The organism is Myroides odoratimimus (assembly GCF_001485415.1).
Classification (GTDB): Bacteria; Bacteroidota; Bacteroidia; order Flavobacteriales; family Flavobacteriaceae; genus Flavobacterium; species Flavobacterium odoratimimum.
In genome coordinates this window covers 1-18,432 of record NZ_BCMQ01000040.1, presented here as the reverse complement: position 1 = coordinate 18,432, position 18,432 = coordinate 1, and the positions used below count along the sequence as shown (strand labels likewise).

15 protein-coding genes and 2 tRNA genes are annotated in these 18,432 nt (G+C 33.4%); 7 read left to right on the top strand and 10 right to left on the bottom strand.

All coding sequences use genetic code 11. The features are described 5' to 3' along the window. Positions 1-12: 12 nt before the first annotated feature. From MODO_RS19315 to MODO_RS18000, 3 genes are all read right to left on the bottom strand, one after another. Positions 13-83 (bottom strand) — tRNA-Cys (locus tag MODO_RS19315). 22 nt (positions 84-105) lie between these two features. Then, positions 106-176 (bottom strand) — tRNA-Cys (locus MODO_RS19310). Between the two features lie 20 nt (positions 177-196). Then, positions 197-1,321: a DegT/DnrJ/EryC1/StrS family aminotransferase gene (locus MODO_RS18000; RefSeq protein ID WP_006259252.1), complete on the bottom strand. Its 1,125-nt coding sequence runs from the start codon at positions 1,319-1,321 to the stop codon at positions 197-199. A 601-nt stretch (positions 1,322-1,922) separates the two neighbouring features. Between MODO_RS18000 and MODO_RS17995 the strand changes: the two genes are divergently transcribed. Beyond that, positions 1,923-2,576: a beta/alpha barrel domain-containing protein gene (locus MODO_RS17995; protein ID WP_230486145.1), complete on the top strand. Its 654-nt coding sequence runs from the start codon at positions 1,923-1,925 to the stop codon at positions 2,574-2,576. Here MODO_RS17995 and MODO_RS17990 read toward each other — a convergent pair whose 3' ends face one another. The 5 genes from MODO_RS17990 to hmpA form a co-directional block, all read right to left on the bottom strand. Next, a complete protein-coding gene (locus MODO_RS17990; protein ID WP_006259254.1) occupies positions 2,577-3,038 on the bottom strand; it encodes a GNAT family N-acetyltransferase in 462 nt (153 codons plus the stop codon). 12 nt (positions 3,039-3,050) lie between these two features. After that, on the bottom strand, positions 3,051-3,857 hold the full coding sequence (locus MODO_RS17985; RefSeq protein ID WP_006259255.1) for a PhzF family phenazine biosynthesis protein: 807 nt from the start codon (positions 3,855-3,857) through the stop codon (positions 3,051-3,053). A gap of 323 nt (positions 3,858-4,180) precedes the next feature. Then, entirely contained in the window at positions 4,181-4,444 is a 264-nt protein-coding gene (locus MODO_RS17980) for a helix-turn-helix domain-containing protein (RefSeq protein WP_006259256.1), read from the bottom strand. A 188-nt stretch (positions 4,445-4,632) separates the two neighbouring features. After that, positions 4,633-5,232, bottom strand: a complete 600-nt coding sequence (locus MODO_RS17975; RefSeq protein WP_006259257.1) for a Crp/Fnr family transcriptional regulator — start codon at positions 5,230-5,232, stop codon at positions 4,633-4,635. Between the two features lie 157 nt (positions 5,233-5,389). Next, positions 5,390-6,595, bottom strand: a complete 1,206-nt coding sequence (gene hmpA / locus MODO_RS17970) for an NO-inducible flavohemoprotein (RefSeq protein WP_006259258.1) — start codon at positions 6,593-6,595, stop codon at positions 5,390-5,392. Between the two features lie 440 nt (positions 6,596-7,035). On the opposite strand from hmpA, the gene MODO_RS17965 reads away from it, so the two are divergent. From MODO_RS17965 to MODO_RS17950, 4 genes are read left to right on the top strand one after another with little or no spacing between them, the layout of a single operon-like run. Continuing rightward, positions 7,036-9,765, top strand: a complete 2,730-nt coding sequence (locus tag MODO_RS17965) for a TonB-dependent receptor (RefSeq protein WP_006259259.1) — start codon at positions 7,036-7,038, stop codon at positions 9,763-9,765. A 6-nt stretch (positions 9,766-9,771) separates the two neighbouring features. Then, entirely contained in the window at positions 9,772-11,163 is a 1,392-nt protein-coding gene (locus tag MODO_RS17960) for a DUF4876 domain-containing protein (protein ID WP_006259260.1), read from the top strand. 4 nt (positions 11,164-11,167) lie between these two features. Then, positions 11,168-12,655: a DUF6850 family outer membrane beta-barrel protein gene (locus MODO_RS17955; RefSeq protein ID WP_006259261.1), complete on the top strand. Its 1,488-nt coding sequence runs from the start codon at positions 11,168-11,170 to the stop codon at positions 12,653-12,655. Beyond that, complete coding sequence (locus tag MODO_RS17950) at positions 12,655-13,788, top strand: cytochrome-c peroxidase (protein WP_006259262.1); 1,134 nt, start codon at positions 12,655-12,657, stop codon at positions 13,786-13,788. The genes MODO_RS17955 and MODO_RS17950 overlap by 1 nt, the downstream gene beginning before the upstream one ends. A gap of 15 nt (positions 13,789-13,803) precedes the next feature. Here MODO_RS17950 and MODO_RS17945 read toward each other — a convergent pair whose 3' ends face one another. Beyond that, entirely contained in the window at positions 13,804-14,352 is a 549-nt protein-coding gene (locus tag MODO_RS17945) for a chromate transporter (protein WP_006259263.1), read from the bottom strand. A 3-nt stretch (positions 14,353-14,355) separates the two neighbouring features. Further along, entirely contained in the window at positions 14,356-14,892 is a 537-nt protein-coding gene (locus MODO_RS17940) for a chromate transporter (RefSeq protein ID WP_006259264.1), read from the bottom strand. Positions 14,893-15,195: 303 nt separating this feature from the next. Here MODO_RS17940 and MODO_RS17935 point away from each other — a divergent pair, with 303 nt between their 5' ends. Then, on the top strand, positions 15,196-15,663 hold the full coding sequence (locus MODO_RS17935) for a hypothetical protein (protein ID WP_006259265.1): 468 nt from the start codon (positions 15,196-15,198) through the stop codon (positions 15,661-15,663). A 271-nt stretch (positions 15,664-15,934) separates the two neighbouring features. After that, positions 15,935-18,432 (top strand): MBG domain-containing protein (locus MODO_RS17930; RefSeq protein WP_144964323.1); only part of this gene is annotated, 2,498 nt, incomplete at its 3' end.

Sequence of the window (18,432 nt, the reverse complement as noted above, 5' to 3'; positions counted from 1 at the left end):
CCTCTTATATTGAGGTTCTGACTGGATTCGAACCAATCTAATGACCATTGCGTAGTCATGCCTATCCTCTCGGCCACAGAACCTTTTGTTTATCCTCTTATATTGAGGTTCTGACTGGATTCGAACCAATCTAATGACCATTGCGTAGTCATGCCTATCCTCTCGGCCACAGAACCTTTAATACTATCAATATATCTTATCTTTTCTTCAGTTTTTCAATTACACTTAATACTCCTTCTGTTATGAAAATCAATTCTTCCTCAGTCAACTCCGTATGTATAGGTAATGACAATACCCTAGAAGTCAAATACATTGTATTAGGTAAATTATATTCTCTATCTTTTAATGTTTTAAACATCTCTTGTTCATGACAAGGCACAGGATAATATATCATACTAGGAATGCCTAACTTTGCTAGTTCTTCATGTACCTCATCTCTATTCACCCCTTCTAGAATCATCGTATATTGATGAAAAACATGGTGACTATAATCTGGTACATAAGGAGTAATGATATTAGAACTAGCCTTAAAAGTTTGGTTATAATAAGCAGCTGCTTCTCTCCTTTTATTGCAGTAGTCATCCAAATATTTTAATTTCACATTTAAAACTGCTGCTTGAATAGAGTCTAAACGACTATTCACTCCTACTATTTCATGATAATAACGTCTCTCCGAACCATGATTACAAATCTTACGCATAGTATGAGCTAATGAATCATCATTAGTCATAATCACTCCACCATCGCCATAAGCACCTAAGTTCTTAGAAGGAAAAAAAGAAATACAACTGATTGTTCCCATTGTTCCTGTTTTATAAGAAGTACTTCCTTGTTTATAACTTCCTCCTATACTCTGAGCGTTATCCTCTATCACTGCAAGATTATACTTATCTGCTATTGGCATAATCTCTCCCATATTAGAACATTGACCATACAGATGAACAGGTATAATAGCTTTCGTTCTCTCAGTTATCGCTGCCTCCAGGCTCTCTTTATTAATAGTAAATGTATCTTTATCTACATCTACGAATACTGGTGTTAATCCTAATAGAGCAACTACTTCTACCGTTGCAACAAAAGTAAAGGATGGAGTTATCACTTCATCACCTGGCTTCAAGCCTAATGCCATCAAGGCGATCTGTAATGCATCTGTACCATTAGCACACGGGATCACATGCTTCACACCTGTATAGGTTGCTAGATTATCTGTAAACTCCTTCACAGCTGGTCCATTGATAAAGGTACTCGTTCTAATCACTTGCTCAATTCCCTTATCTATTTCTTCCTTTATTTTTTCATATTGACGTTGTAAGTCAACCATTTGTATAGCACTCATTGTTTATCCTCTTGCAGCTCCAATCCAATTAAAATTCTATCATTTCAATTGCTATTCTAAGCCTTATTCTGTGATACAAATGTATATTGATAATAACACACCTACCTAGTCCAGTTTTTACAAATACTCCCTATAATCTATCTCTTGGTTTCTATAGATTTTTGAACTAGATTGATTTGGGGTGAGTCCGTACTGTGTCCGTTATGAGTCCGTAGTGAGTCCGTTATTCTAAACAAAACAACGGACTAAATACTGATTCATCTCTTTACCCATTCACTCTTATACAAAACAATACTTGTGTGAAATATTAACTACACAGAATCATCTAACAACTACTATTTACTTCATCTACCTAGCCTAAAGATCAATATTTAGACATTATAACACTTTACCTTACCTACTTCCTTACATAAAAACCTGATTTGATTACAATTCTTCAAAGTTTAATTACACTCCACCTTCTTCTAAAGGGATAAAAACAAATCTTTGTCTTGTTAATTCTAAATCTATAGTGATGACTACTACAAATAATATAAGTTCTATTTGGGTGAATAATCGGCGCAAAAGAAGCCTACTGGATTTCCTTATGTTCTGGAAAAAAAGACCTTGTCCACATGTCAAACTCCCTACTCCCCTACACCTTATAGAGTCGTGTAAAGGATTAGTATTAAACAACCTGAAAGTCAAGTCTATTCTATTTTCAACAGATATTGCCTTAATAGAAAATAACGATGCAGATGCTATTCTTGCAGTGTACCCATTTGCTCCCTCACAGAATATTATTAAAACCTTAATTGAGTTTTCTAAGAAACCTGTTATTTGTGGAATAGGTGGAGGTATTACCCAAGGGGACTTTGCCATTACCATGGCTAAAAAAGCAGAAGCTTTAGGCGCCGCTGCAGTCATAGTCAATCAACCGTTTAAAAATGAAGATATCGCTGAAGTAAAGAAGCATATCAATATTCCTATTATATCTAGCGTATCAACCCTTAATTTTGATTTTAAATCACGTATAGAAGCAGGGGTAAGCTGTTTTAATGTGACAGGTGGAGCAGATACTCTAAAAATAGTAGATTATATTAAAACAAACTACCCTAATATAGCTGTAATCTCTACTGGAGGTAAAACAAATGAATCACTTCAAAATATAGCACAAAAAAAGGTAAATGCTATCATTCTTACTCCTCCATCTAATGGAGAACTATTTCGCTCTATTATGGATGGTTATAGAGAACAGTGATTATTGTGATAAATGAAGTACATAAACCTGTTCGCCATCTTTTACTACACCTGTATTCACAAAGCCACAAGAGGTATACAGTTGGATCGCTCTCAGATTACTCTCATCTAATCCGAGATAAAGCTTTTGTATATCCTCTCTAAGTCGCATTTGTTCTAAAAAGGCTCCAAACGCTTTCTTCCCATATCCCTTACCTTGATGTTGGTAATCAATCATAAATCGCATAATCCAATAATTGTCTTGGTCACGATCATAAGGTCCTGACATAATAAAACCGATTAATTCTTCATCGCTATAAATAGCCTGTGGCTCTAAATTAGGATAAAACTTAGACTCTGCTATAGATACTGCATTGCCACAGATATACTCCTCATCAAAAGTAGGTTTACCATCTTGATTAGTCGTTAGCAGACCTACTTCATAGTAGTTATCTGCTGTTACTTCTCTTAATGTAATTCGCATATATATAGTCTTCTATATTGTAATTATTCCTTCACTAAAGATAACAGCACAACTCTTAATAATCACTTTATCCTCTGTCAACTCTACTTCCATACTACCAGTTCTTTCAGAACACTGAAATGCTTTCAGTACCTTTTTGTCTAATCTGATGTACCAATACGGTGCTAAAAAACTCTGAACAGCCCCAGTCACTGGATCTTCATCTGTACCTGACCAAGGCCAAAAATATCTATACTCATAATCATATCCCTCTATACAAGAGCTCGCAGTGACTACCACTCCATTAATCCCAGTATCAATATTTCTTAATCTATTAAAATCAGGAGACAAGGCTGCTAGTTCTACACCATCTTGTATCTCTACCATGACGATATTATGTTCTTTATTATATCCACAGCTCAACACCTCTTTTATACCTAGTGCATCCACTATCTCTTTTGATAAAGTCGTGTTCTCTACCTCTAGAAGCGGAAAAGACATTTCTATATTCACTCCTTGCTTGCGCACTTCTACTGTATAGCCTGAGTGTGTATTAAATATAATCTTATGTAACTGCTCTTCTCCACTAAAAAGTGCTTTGGCAGAAGCCATAGTAGCGTGTCCACACAGTGGAATCTCCATCTTAGGAGAGAAGTAACGAATACTATATTTATTATCTTCAATAGGCATCACGAATGCCGTCTCTGAAAAACCAAATTCTTTAGCGATAAGGATCATTTTTTCCTCAGAAATAGGTTGTTCTAATAAACATACTCCAGCTTGGTTTCCTTTAAAAAGTTCTGTTGTAAATGCGTCTACTATAAATGATTTTATTTTCATGAATATTGTACTTTCGATAATTAACTAAGAATGAGCCAATAGAGATATAGTCCTCTCTAAGCCTCCTTTCTCCAATAACGCTCATTATGCAACGAAAGTATAAAGTTTCTATTATTCTATATACTAAAAGCTACTGAGTCAACTAAAAAGCTGATTCAATAAGCTTATTGAGTACCTCAAAAAGTCAAAAGTCAAGCATAGATAACAGGAATAGTCTTGTTATAGAAACAAAGTTCGTTAACCTCAACTCTTTCTATACTCATTAGGTATCTGTCCAATATAGCGCGTAAAATACCTACAGAACAAGGATGCATCTGCAAACTCTAGCTGATCACGTGTTTAACAGACAGAAAAGTGGTGTTTAAATACTCTTTAGCTTTGTTTATAACTGCAAAACCTATCCATGACTTAACTGACTCACCCGTTCTCTTCTTGATTAGTGAACTTAGATGCTGTAGTGTTAAGTGTAGATGTGTGGCATAAAAAGAAACATTGCGTTCTACCACTCCATATTCATCGAGAAGTTCAAAGAAACAATCCATAATATCATTAACTCTATTCTTCTGTAAGTTTTCTTTTAAAGTCATAGAATAATACGACTTTGACACTACTGTAATCAAGGAATAAATAAGGTACTGTAGCATCTGTTCTAACAAATAAGTCTTAGGTAGACTATACTGTTTTCTGATAAGTAGAGACAACTCTTCGATTAGTTCATTATCTTGTTTATTAGGATAAATAACAGGTGTATCTAAGACCTCTGTATTGTTCTTGATTAAATTACGACTTTACTATTGATAATTTGTACTTTGCTATCACTCTCTAATCTTTTTAAAGTACGAATAACTGTTTCTACTCTCAACCCGGTCAAATCTGCAATTTGTTGTCTAGTCAGATCAATGGTCAGTGGACGAGAAGTTTCTTCCACAGCTTGTTGATGAGACTTTAGATAGTTTAGCAGGGTCATAATACGATTATCAGGGTCTTGTGAAGCGATATCAGGTGCCATAATAGACTTATAGTATAAGCGTCTAGACAGGCTCTTATTCATAGCTAAAGACACCTCATTATTTTGTCTCATCATTTCATAAAAATCACCTTTGGGCAATTGAATAATCTTCGCATTGCTCACGGCTATTGCATTGGCAGGATAACGCTCTTCTATAAATAGAGGTGGCTCTCCGAAGCTCTGTCCAGATGTAAAAATATTCTGTATAAACTCTCTCCCATCAGCACTAAAGTTATTCATCTTTACCTTGCCTGACACAACTTGATAATAATGACTAGGGTAATTCCCTTCTTGAAAGATAATTTCATTCTTCTTCACTTCTCTTATTTCAGCTCCATATTGCGTTAACAATTCTATCGTAATCATATTGCCTTTTAAATATCTACCTTATATACTTATATTGATATCCAAAGCTACTAATAAACTATAGATGCAAACGCTAAAAAAAAGCGAAAATACACTTAGTATTTTCGCTTAAAAAAATATAGACTTACATCCAATATTGTCAATTAACTATTTCGAGTTAAACAGATGCTGGTGTAAACTCTTCATAGAAGATCTGATCTGCACTGATATTTAGAGCTTTTAAATCACGAAGTTGCTTCTCTAAGAAAGGATGTGGTCCACATAAATAGTAATCTGCTTCATTCGTAAACTCATATCCCTTAATCGTAGATAAATCAACAACTCCTTGATAAGTTTCTATATCTTCAGCCACCTGATCTAGACTGTCATAAAAGAAGATTGGCTTCACCTGAGAACAGTTATTCGTAATATAGCTTAGTTTATTTCTAAATGCCTGTACCTCTTGATTTCTACACCCGTGAATCCACACAATATTGTGATTTACCACTCCACTTAATTCTAATGCCTCTAGCATTGATAATAAAGGCGTCTGCCCTATTCCTCCACTGATAAACACTTTATCTCTCTGGTTCTCCTTTAGCACAAAGTTTCCTGACGGAGAACTAATTTCTACTGTATCTCCTTCATTAATATGGTCATGCAGATGATTACTAATCATACCATTCATATCGATCTCTTTTCCTAGTTCGCGTTTGATCGATATTCTATAGTACTCGTTATTAGGAGCACATGATATAGAATATTGTCTGATCTGCTCTAGGCCTATTCGTTCTAAAAAGACTTTAATACTGATATATTGTCCTGGTTGATGCTGTACAACAGCACTTCCATCAGCTGGTACCAAATAAAAAGAAGTAATCTCTCCAGACTCTACTACCTTACTCTTCACAGTGAATGCTTTCCACCCTATCCAGTTATTCGCTTCATTCTCCTTAGCTTGATAAATCTTATGTTCGTGTCCTATCATGATATCTGCTAATTGTTGATAAGCCACTGCCCAGGCTTGTACGATATCCTCTGTCGCTGCCTCACCTAGTACCTCTTTTATAGACGCTAGTAGATGAGTTCCTACTATTTCATACTGTTCTGGCTGTATTGATAAGCTGGCGTGCTTATGCCCTATTAGATCAACTACAGGCATTAATCGTTCTGGCTGTGAAATATTTTCTGCATAGCCAAGTACTGCCATCGCTAAAGCCATCTGTTGTTTGCCAGCACGTTGATTCCCCATATTAAATACATTCTTTAATTCTGGGTGATATTCGAACATTCTCAAGTAAAAATGTTTTGTTAGTTCTAATCCCTTCTCTCTTAGCAAAGGTACTGTTGCCAAGATTAATTGTTTTTGCTCACCTGTTAACATGTCTTCGTTGTTTTATAATGTTACAGCCAAATATAGAAGCTTACCTACTACGCATTTTATGACTGCAGTCATAAGAAATAGAGTTTATTCTTTTTCTCCTAAGATTAAAGTTTGTAGAGAAGATTTAAAGAATGAATAGAATATAATCGATGGCTAATCCCTGCTCATTTGACATAAAAAGACAATAGCGCTTCATTTTTATGAATTATTTAATTTACAAAGCTATATAATAGAATAATTCTAAATAATATAACTCTATTTAGAATCATTATAATTAAATAGCTATATATTAATTATTCATAACTCAAATTAGTTAAGAAAAATAATACTACTAACTATCAACACATTAGCCAAAAGACGCACAACCCTACTATTTAACTAAATTTTATATACTGATATAATATATACATTTGCATCACTATTTAAATTAAGTCCAAATAATGAAACTACTATCTAATGTAGAAAAGTCGCTCTCACATCACTTTATCTACATATTTCTTCTTTTACTAGCAGGAAATAGTGTCGCCCAGAGTTCTAAAGTATTTAAAGGAACTGTTGTTGATTCTAATAATCAACCTTTAGAATTCGCTACTGTTATATTAGATAACAATGAAGTTTACTACACTAATAATCAAGGAACATTCTCTTTTTCTACTAAAAAAGACTTTGAGCCATTCAGTATTAACTACGCCAATAAGAAGTCTATTTACATTAAAGACCTCAAAACTTTTACTACTTACAATAATCGTTTTCTATTAGTTGATTTATCTATTACACTAGACGAGATTAATATAACAGCACCTATACTTAAAGCACAGTCTGGATCGAACTCAGCAATAGTAATAGACAAAGAGAAAATTAGTGAAGTACAAGCATTCAGTTTAAAAGATGTATTAAATACATTACCTGGTCATGCTACAGTGGCGCCAAACCTAAATACTGCACAGACCATAAACCTTAGAGGCGCTAGCTTTGATAAATTAACGGGAGGAACACTTCAGCAAATGAACAACTCTTTTGGAGTAGCTATTATCGTAGATGATGTAACTATCTCCAACGATGCCAATATGCAAACGCGTAGTTTAAATCAATTTGGATTAACAAATTCTTCTAATACAGGTAGTATTGCCAATCTTACTTATCAAGGGGTTGACTTACGTGAAATTCCAGTAGAAAATATTGAAAGTATAGAAGTGGTACAAGGTGTTGCCTCTGCTAAATATGGGGAATTAACTGACGGAGCTATTATCATCAATAAACAAGCTGGGAAAACACCTTATAGTTTTACAACTAACATTAATAGAGGAGCCACTTCATATAGCTTATCTAAAGGTTTTGGACTTCCTAACAAATGGGGGGCTTTAAACCTATCTATGAATTACTCTAAAAGTAACAATGACCCTAGAGATAACATTAAAGAATATAATCGAATCAATCAAAGTATTCTTTGGACTAAATCATTCTCACCACGTGTCAAAAATAATTTAAGTCTAAGCTTTAGCAAACGACTAGACGGTGTTAGAGAAGATCCTGATGATCAACAAAGTCGAAAACTAAAAGCAACAGATGAGTTCTTTAGATGGTCTAATAGAACGAATATACAATTCAATTCTAGAGCTATTAAATCTCTTAACCTCAATATTAATGGTTCTTATGGAATAAGTAATACTTACAACCAAGAAAGAATAAACAAAGGCCCTTTTCCTATAGCCAACAGAGATACTACAGGTGTGTATGAAGGCTATTATGTAGATGGTAGATATATTGCTATTGAAGAAATACAAGGAAGACCTCTTAGTTTAGGATCTACCTTAAACATTTCCTCTGATGCTTTTGGAAATAAATTTGAACACTTAATCACAGCAGGAGTATCTATTAACTATCACGATAACTTGGGTAAAGGAACTATTTATAAAGCTGATCAGCCTAGATGGTTTCAAAATAACAACCAGAACGAACGTCCTTATGATTTCAGAAAAAATGAAGGTCAAGCTAACTATGGAGCCTACATTATGGACAACTTTAAATGGTATTTATTCGATAAACCATTAGAAGGGAATCTTGGATTCCGTATGGATGTACAAAATAGCAAAGCTAGTTATCAACCTAGAATAAACTTAGCATATCAGGTTTCTCCTAGCAGTAGGATTACTATGGGATATGGAATAGCTACTAAGGCACCATCTCTAGCGCACCGCTATCCTGCTCCAATCTGGTTAGACTTCCCGCTGCTAAACTTCTTTGATGATTCTAATATCAACAATAGTTTATACTTGGTTAAAACAGTAAAAATAGAAAATAATAACAATCACCTTAAACCGTCTCAATCTACACAGTTCGAATTGGGATATACCTTTAGTAATAAATTCTTAACTAATAGCTTCTTTGGGTATTTTAAGGATAATAAAAATGGTTTTGGAGTTAAAAAGGAATACTTCCCAATCGATGTACCTGAATACAAAATAATTGGAGAATTAGAGAAAGGAAAAACTATTCAATATGAAGCTACAGGAAACTATAAAACCTTAACAAACTATAGTATACGTCATATGACTAATAGTGTACGCTCTAAATCTTATGGTTTTGATTGGACTATTGCTACTCAAAAGATCAAACCTTTAAACATGTATTTGTCTTTGTCTAATAGTCTTTCTTATAGTGAATATTATGATCAAAACCCAACTTATAACGAAGTCTCTGAAGAAAGCTACAAACAAGATTATGGAGTGTATTACACTGTTTTTTATCCTGCAAAAACTAAATCGCTATCCTTAATGAGCAAACTAAGATTGACTTACCACATTCCTAAAATAGGTTTTATAGTAACGATGAACAGTGATATTTTTTGGTTTAGAAAAAGCTTAAATACAGAACAGAAATACGCTAATGAATATTTAGACATTGCCATGCAACCTATCCAAGTAGAACTTCCTGAAGATATTAAACAGACTATTTCTACTGCTGGTAGCAACTATGAACAACCTACATTTTATGTCATTAATCTAAATGCCACAAAAGAAATACGTAAAAACATAAGAATAGGAATCAACACCTATAACTTCTTTAATATCAGAATAAACAAAGAAAAAAAGTTATCTGATGGAACAAGGTCTATTATTAACTATAACGCTCCATTTAGTATAACAGGATCGATATCAATTAAATTTTAAAACAAAATGAGAAATACTTTACTTTTAATCATCTCCGTAGTCTGCACCCTATTCGCAATTAGCTGTAGTAAAGATGACAACTCTAGTGACTTTGCCAATACTCTTAATGTTAAATTTGTCGCTTCAGTATCACAAGAAAACACCAATCTTAATATTCCTCTAGAAGGTACAACAATAGAGTTTACCAATAGAGCTAATGGGAATAAAAACACAGTAACACTAGACAATCAAGGTATTGCAACAGCAAACTTAAGAGTAGGAAATTATAATATCATCGCTAAACTAACGATGAGTAAACAAGCCTATAATCAATTAATCGACTCTTCTCAAAGCAATGAAGAAAAAATAGAAGAAGATTCTATTACTTTCACTGCTAATATTGACAATCTAGCAGTGACTGATGCTAATGAAATCAAAATAGAATTACAGATGAACAAGACTAGTCAATCTGGTCTAATCTTTAAACAAATATTCTACGCTGGTTCTAGTTTACAAGATGGCTCCGGGTATAGAGATCAATTTTTAGAAATCTATAATAACAGTACCGAAACCTTATATGCTGATGGAATATTATTAGTAATGCTCCACAATACTACTAACAGTCAAGCTACAGGTTCTGATGATTCAAGCTACTTACCTTCTCGTCAATACGATTGGACAAAAGCAGCTGAAAACACAGGAAAAGGAGATTTAAACAAGGACTATGTATATGCTAAAAAAGTACTTCAATTTCCAGGCGGAGGTTCACAATATCCAATAGAGCCAGGTAAAAGTATGATTATTGCTTCTACAGCTATTGACCACACTAAAAACTTCGTCATTGGTAAGCCATCAGAGTTTGTAGATCCTAATAAGACAGTCGATTTAAGCAAGGCTGATTTTGATGTTTATGTTTTAGATTATTTACAAAAAGAATATGGCATTGATATTACACAAGCGAAGTATCGCTATAACCTTAATACTGTAGGTATTGCTAAAATGAAAGTCATTAAAGCTCAAAATAGTGACTTAGCTATGCGTTTTGCTACTGATGATGGAATATTACTAGTACAGTTACCAAAAGATATAGCAGTAGAATCATTCCCTACAGTCAAAGCTCCTAAAAAGAATGACTCAACACAGTGCCTAAGAATTCCTGTTGAATACATTATTGACGGAGTACAGGTTAGACACTCTAAAGACAGTCGTGTAGCTCCACGTAAAGTACCTGAATCTGTAGATAAAGGAAGTACTTTCGTACCAAACGGAACTTACTCTAGTCAATCTTTATTGAGAAAAACGAGATATAAATTAAAGAATGGTCGTCGTGTACTGCAAGACACTGATAACTCTACAGAAGATTTCGTAGTGATAGAAAAACCAATAGTATCTAAAGGAGAAGACTCTTTTACTAATTAATCCCATGAGAAAATTATCAATCTTTATAAGTCTACTTTTTAGCCAGATTTTAAGTGCTCAGAATCATTCTGAGTACTTAGATCTTTGGTATATTCAGAAGAATCAACGTGCTTATGTCCCTAAACACATACTTTTCTTAAATGATCAAACAGAAGAATTTGGAAAGTTAGCCTTAGACTACAACAAGGCAAAAGGTGACTACAGAAAAAGTCAAGAAGCAGAAAATAGTAAAGACTTTAAGTTCTCAGCAGAAGGCTTTACAGATATTCATAGATTTAAAGTATATGGCAACTTTGCTTATGACAAAACATTTGAGAACCACTTAGCGAATGATCTTAGAAGAAAAAAAGAAGGCTTTAATCCCTTTTATTTCTATGCTAATCACCCTAATAATTTTCAGAATCAACAGTATTTAGCCAATACAATGATGAGTTATGAACTAGTCAAACAAAAACTATTCATTGGGTTCGGTTTAGACTTTGATTACAATTGGACTACAGGTAACAATGACCCTAGACCAGATGTAGTTAACTATTTTATCCGTTATAAAGCAGATGTAGCTTGGCATATTCATAAACATGCTATCGGTATTGGTCTATCTTATGGAAAGATGACAGAAGAAAACAATATCATGTATAAAAACAATGAATACAAAAGTAGCAACAAATACAAAGAACGCTTTCTTAATATCAGTTTAGGGTATGGAGATATTGTTCTTAGCGATCAGAATCTTCTGTTAGATCGAAAAGCAAAAGAAAATGCTTACAAGTTTGCATATCAATATTCTGGAGAAAAAATAAAAATAGCAGCATTAGCTCAAAAAAGTTATTATGACGAAAATGCAGAGCTTAATAAATATAAACAAGGGTTTGATATAACAAATAGATTTAAACAAGAGCAATTACTTCTACAAGGAATGTTAACTTATACTTCTTCAGTTCAAAATCAGTATCAAGTCAATCTAAAATACAGTAACTATGATGGAAAAAACTTGAGACTAATAGAAGGGTTAAATTACAAAGTAGATCACTACAATATCAATGCTCAATTTATAGGTTCATTCTCTAATCTTTGGAAAGATACAGATTTACAAGTAGGATTAGATCACACATTATACTCTACAGTCCGTAAAGACTATGCTATCGGTGTCTATAGAGATGAGAAACAATTATTAAACAAGGTAATACTAAACACTATATTCAATCAACACAAACATTTCTATCAAGTTAATATTACCCCTTTATACAGATTCAAACTAACCAATGATTTAACCATTCCTGATACACAACACACTAATTTTACAGATCAGGTAATCATTCCTGATTATCACTATTACAATAATAATGCTTGGGGAGTACAAGGAGAATTAGGCTATGGCAATAGAACCTTGTTGAACCAATACAGTTTATATTTTGCAATTTCAGGTCACTTTTTAAAATCAAAGGACAGAGATCGTAACAGTATTAATCTAAGTTTAAAATTATATTTATAATGAATAAGGCTATCTATCTAGCTACACTACTACTGACCATTTTATTCTTAAGTTTTCATCGTTTAGACACATCATCTTCTACTTACCACTCTATTGAAGAGTTGCGTCATGCTTATGAGCGTCCTGCTTCTCTTTGGCCAACTCCTACTCTTGACAGTACAGCTGTATTTACAGAACTAGGGGCTCTCCTATCTCCTCCTCTGATTGATAAAAAAGATAGAAATAAAGTCGAGTTAGGGAAACTTCTTTTTTATGACCCTAGACTATCTTCTTCTAATAAAATAGCCTGTGCTACCTGCCATATAGATTCAGAACATTGGGCAGATAAAGAAACTTTAGCTATAGGTCATGAAGGATTAGTCGGAACTAGAAACACTCCTACTATAGAAAATGTATGGATACAAAAAGAACTGTTTTGGGATGGAAGAGCGAATAGTTTACAAGAACAACAGATGATGTCTATTGAGAACCATGTCGAAATGTTCCAAGACATAGACTCTTTGCCTGTCAAAATAGCAACTATAAAAGGATATCAAAAACACTTCAAGAAAACCTATGGTACAACCGTTATCACTAAAGACAGAATATTGGATGCTATTGCTCTATTTCAAAAGACTATTGTTTCTAACCCAACACCCTTTGACAACTTTGTAAATGGGGATTATCAAAGTTTATCTGATCAACAAGTACATGGATTACATCTATTTCGAACCAAAGCTAGATGTATTAATTGTCATAATGGACCTTACTTTACAGATTTACAATACCACAATGAAGGTTTTACTTTTTATAAGAGGAAAAGAGAAGATTTAGGAAGATATAATGTAACTCATAAAGCTGCTGATGTTGGTAAAATGAAAACACCAGGTCTTCGCAATGTCTTACATACAGGCCCTTGGTTTCATCAAGGTATATTTCCTACTATAGAGAGTGTGATTGGAATGTATAATGTTGGGATGAACACTCCTTACAGAAGAGAAGAATACAAAAACGATTCATTATTTCCTATTACATCCCCTTTAATTAAAAAGTTAGGACTAACAAAAGAAGAACAACTTGCTATAATTGCTTTTTTACAAGCCTTATCATCTAAACCTATGTTAATAGATAAGCCTAAACTACCTGAGAAATAATTTTATTTTATTCTCTCAATAAATCAATATCCCTACGACAGCTGTAACAAAAAGAATAAGGATAGGATGTATCTTAAACCTGATAGAACAGATAAGAGCCAGAATAAACAAGCCTATACTGTAATAATCAGAGAAGCTCTCTCGATCTATTAGTGATACAGCTGCTAGGGCAATCAAAGCTATACTCAATGGCTTAATCCCCATTAAGGCATATGAAAAATACTTATTAGATCGAAACTTTAAATAGAAATATGAAATCAAACAAATCATCATAAAAGAAGGTAGACAAAGGGCAATAGTAGCAATGACAGACCCGAGTATAGCTACCATAGGAGAATATCCCGCACCATGTAATGCACTATAACCAACATAAGTAGCCGAATTAATCCCTATAGGACCAGGTGTCATCTGAGAAACTGCTATAAGGTCTGTAAACTCTCCTCTACTGATCCACTGATTCTTCTCTACAACTTCTTCTTGAATAAGAGACAGCATAGCATATCCTCCACCAAACCCAAAAGTACCGATTTTTATGAATACCCAAAACAATTTTAAAAATATCATATCTTATGCTTTACTTTTTTCTCTTATACTATGATATACAATTCCTCCTACACATCCCCCTATTACAATCCAAATTGGAGACACACCTAATCCCCACATCATGCCTAGATCTACTAAGGGAAATATCAACGTCTTTGCTGTCATATTATTAGCCTTAATAGCAGTATAACACGGTGCCGCGATGAGAGCTACTACTACAGGTCTGAGGGCTTTAAACGCCTTTATCACATAAACATTTTCTTGAAATCGACTAAAAAAAACTGCTATGAGAAGTATAATAGTAAAGGGAGCTAATATAGTGCCTAGTGCTGCGACTACTCCCCCTTTTACCCCGTTAATCTTAAACCCCACTAAGGCGGCTATATTGGTAGCAAACACACCAGGAAGAGACTCAGTTATAGCTAGAAGTTCATAAAACTCGTCCTGAGTTAACCAATCGCGAGAAACTATTTCTTTTTCGATTAATGGAATCACAGCATACCCCCCACCAATGGTAAAAAGTCCTATTTTAGTAAAGAGATAAAATAATTTGAAAAGCATGATTAAGAAGTTTTTTAATACAAAACAAAGCTTACAATATACAAAATCTCTCTTTTTTCACCTAATAAAACAGTTCTAAATCCCTTCCAAAAACCACTTCATTTAAGCAACAATTCCTTTTTATTACCTTAAAAATCGAATAACAACATCCCTTCTAATCCTGTGTATAAAGTGTAAAAAACACAACATAAAAGCCGTTCATCAAAATAATATTACAGTTTACAGCATTTTTAAGCATATTGCTAAAATTTGACATTTCTTATTTTGAAATTTTTTGTAATTTGCCGACAAACAAAAGAACACATGAAAAGACAATTCCATTATATACTATTTCTTATTCTACTAAGTGTTGGCACCTATGCCCAAAAGCTTGAGTTATATACCAATGATGGTAAAGAAGAATATCTAGGTTGCCTAAGCTGTGATGCCAAAGAGGCTAACTCTATATGGAATACCTATGGAACGTATGGGAACTTATACAGCCAAAAGTCAATTTGGAATAAATATGGCATCTATGGAGACCAGACCAGTAGCTACTCTCCCTGGAATATACATGCAGATAAACCTCCTATCGTAAAGAAAGACGGGATTATATATGGATACTTCAGTACCAATAAACACTTCGTAGGTAAGCGCGTAGAAGTAGAACTAACTAAGATGCTCTATGAATACTACCTAGACTTAAAAGAAGACCCTTCTAAATGGACAAAGGCTAAAGAAGTAGTGAAAGCTAAAGAAGTACAAACACAAAATGAAATTACCAAGAAATAAAAAAAAGCGATGGAGATCTCCATCGCTTTTTTGCTTTAAATCACCTCTTATATCTTATAATTCTCTTTCACGTAAAAACTAAATATTAATAGAAACAAACAAAGTACCTTCTAACACAATTAATCAAACAAATATTTACCTCCTGATAACCTTGACGTAACAACAACTTAATATATTAACTTTTAAACATGTAGGCACTGACTGTATATTTATATATATCCATCTGATATACTATATTTTATATAATAATTTAAGTTAATACATGTTTACTATGGTTAAAAAATTATTCCCCTTGTTGTGTGCTCTATTATGTGTTTTTTCACAACGTTCTTATAGTAATATCTATTCGAAATCTGATAATTCCTCCTCCCATATCTCCCAAACAAATAACTCTAACTACAAATATTATAACTTCGTTTTTAAAGAAAAAACTGTAACCTATACAGGAGAGACATTTTATCATGAACCAACTAATGTTCCTCATAATGTAACGGTGAAGTATGATAAAAATGGCTTCGTTAATGCTGGTTCATATATTGTAAAAGCTTACTTTTACAATGAAAACAATATTTTAATTACAACAAAATCCGCTAGGCTTAATATTGACAAAGCTAGAATTACAGGTGTTACTTTACGAAAAAAAGAAGTTGTATATGATGGTTCTAAACATTCTCTTGAAATAAGTGGAGAATTACCTGAAGGAGTCACTGCTACTTATCAAAATAACTCTCATACCAATGCAGGAGTGTATAAAATGAGCGTTCGACTAGCAGGAAAAAATCACATTACTAGTACTCGTTCTAACACCCTTACTATACTCCCAATAGATATATCGAGTAAATATACCTTAACTAGTCAGATGTTTGTTTATGATGGACAATCAAAGTCTATTTTCCTAAATCAAAAACTACCTTCTGGTCTTTATATATCTTATAAAGGTAATAATCAATCAGAAATAGGCTCCCACTTAGTGACTGCTACAATAACAGGTAGTAAAAATTACACACCAATTCCTCTAGAACTAAAAGCTACTATAACAATTACTAAAGAGGAAGTATCAGAAGAGCTTCCTGGTATAGAAAATATTACTTTTGAAAACCTTACCACTCCATACACTGGATCAATTATATCTATATTAGCTAATAATCTACCTGATAATGTTATTGTAAAATACAGTAAAAATGACTATCGAGAAGTTGGTCATTATCAAATAAAGGCTTCTTTCTATTTTAAAAACATTCTCCTTGGTACCAAAACAGCTTTTCTTACAATCGAAAAGGCTAGAATTACAGGAGTTACCTTTAATAAAACATCTGTTTTATATAATGGAGAACCTCATACTCTATTACTAAAAGGAGATTTACCTAATGGAGTGACTGCTATTTACTCTAATAACAAACACACTAATGCTGGTACTTACAAAGCAACAGTAAAACTTACAGGAGAAAATTATATTACAAGTACTAGAACAAACACTTTAACAATATTGCCTATTGACTTAACTCAAACTATTGAATTTAAAAGTCAAACTTTTAAATATGATGGGATTGTTAGGTTCTTAAAAATCACCTCTCCTTTACCTAAAGAACTAAAAGTATCCTATAAAAATAATGGACAGAATGCTATAGGAAACCATCAAATAGAAGCTACTATTACTGGTAGTGATAACTACACACCAATGCCATATAGAGTATCTGCAACTTTATCAATTACTAAAGCACAAGAAGAATTACCATCTCTTGATAGTGTAATATTTGAACACAAAACAGAAACGTACACTGGAGAAATAATTACTATAGAAGCTACTAATTTACCAAATAACGTAAGAGTCTCTTATGATAAGAACCAATATATTGACTCAGGTGTTTATCAAGTAGTAGCTTCTTTCTACTTCAAAGATATCTTACTAGGAACTAAGTCTGCTACACTGATTATCGAAAAAGCTCGTATCACAGGAGTCAAGTTTAATAAGAAAGAAATAACCTATGATGGTAAAGAACACGATTTATTACTAGAAGGGGAATTGCCTTTAGGCGTAACTGCTACTTATAAAAATAATAAGGCTACTAATGCAGGTATCTATAAAGCTTCTGTAAAACTAGAAGGAGACAACTACATCACAAGCACTAGATCAAACGAGTTAATCATATTACCTGCTGATATCACTCAATTAGTAGAACTAAAAAGTGAGTCGTTTATATATGACGGTAAACCGAAGTCACTAGCTGTTACAGGTGAAATACCTCAAGAACTAACGCTTACTTATCAAAACAACAAACATACAGAAATAGGCAATTACACTGTCACAGCAACATTAAGTGGTAGCTCTAACTATACGCCGATGCCTTATACCCTATCTGCTACACTATCAATTACTAAAAAACAAGTAGAACTACCATCCCTTGATAATGTATTCTTTGAACACAAAACAGAAACGTATACTGGTGAAGTAATTGCTATAGAAGCGACTAACCTTCCTAATAACGTAAGAGTTTCTTATGATAAGAACCAATATATTGACGCTGGTACATATCAAGTAGTAGCTTCATTCTACTTTAAAAATATCTTACTAGGAACTAAGTCAGCTACACTGACTATCGAGAAAGCACGTATCACGGGAGTCAAGTTTAGTAAAAAAGAAGTAACCTACGATGGTAAAGAACACGAACTGCTATTAGAAGGAGAACTACCTAAAGGAGTAATTGTTACCTATAAAAACAACAGAGCGACTAATGCAGGTACATATAAAGCTTCTGTAAAATTAGAAGG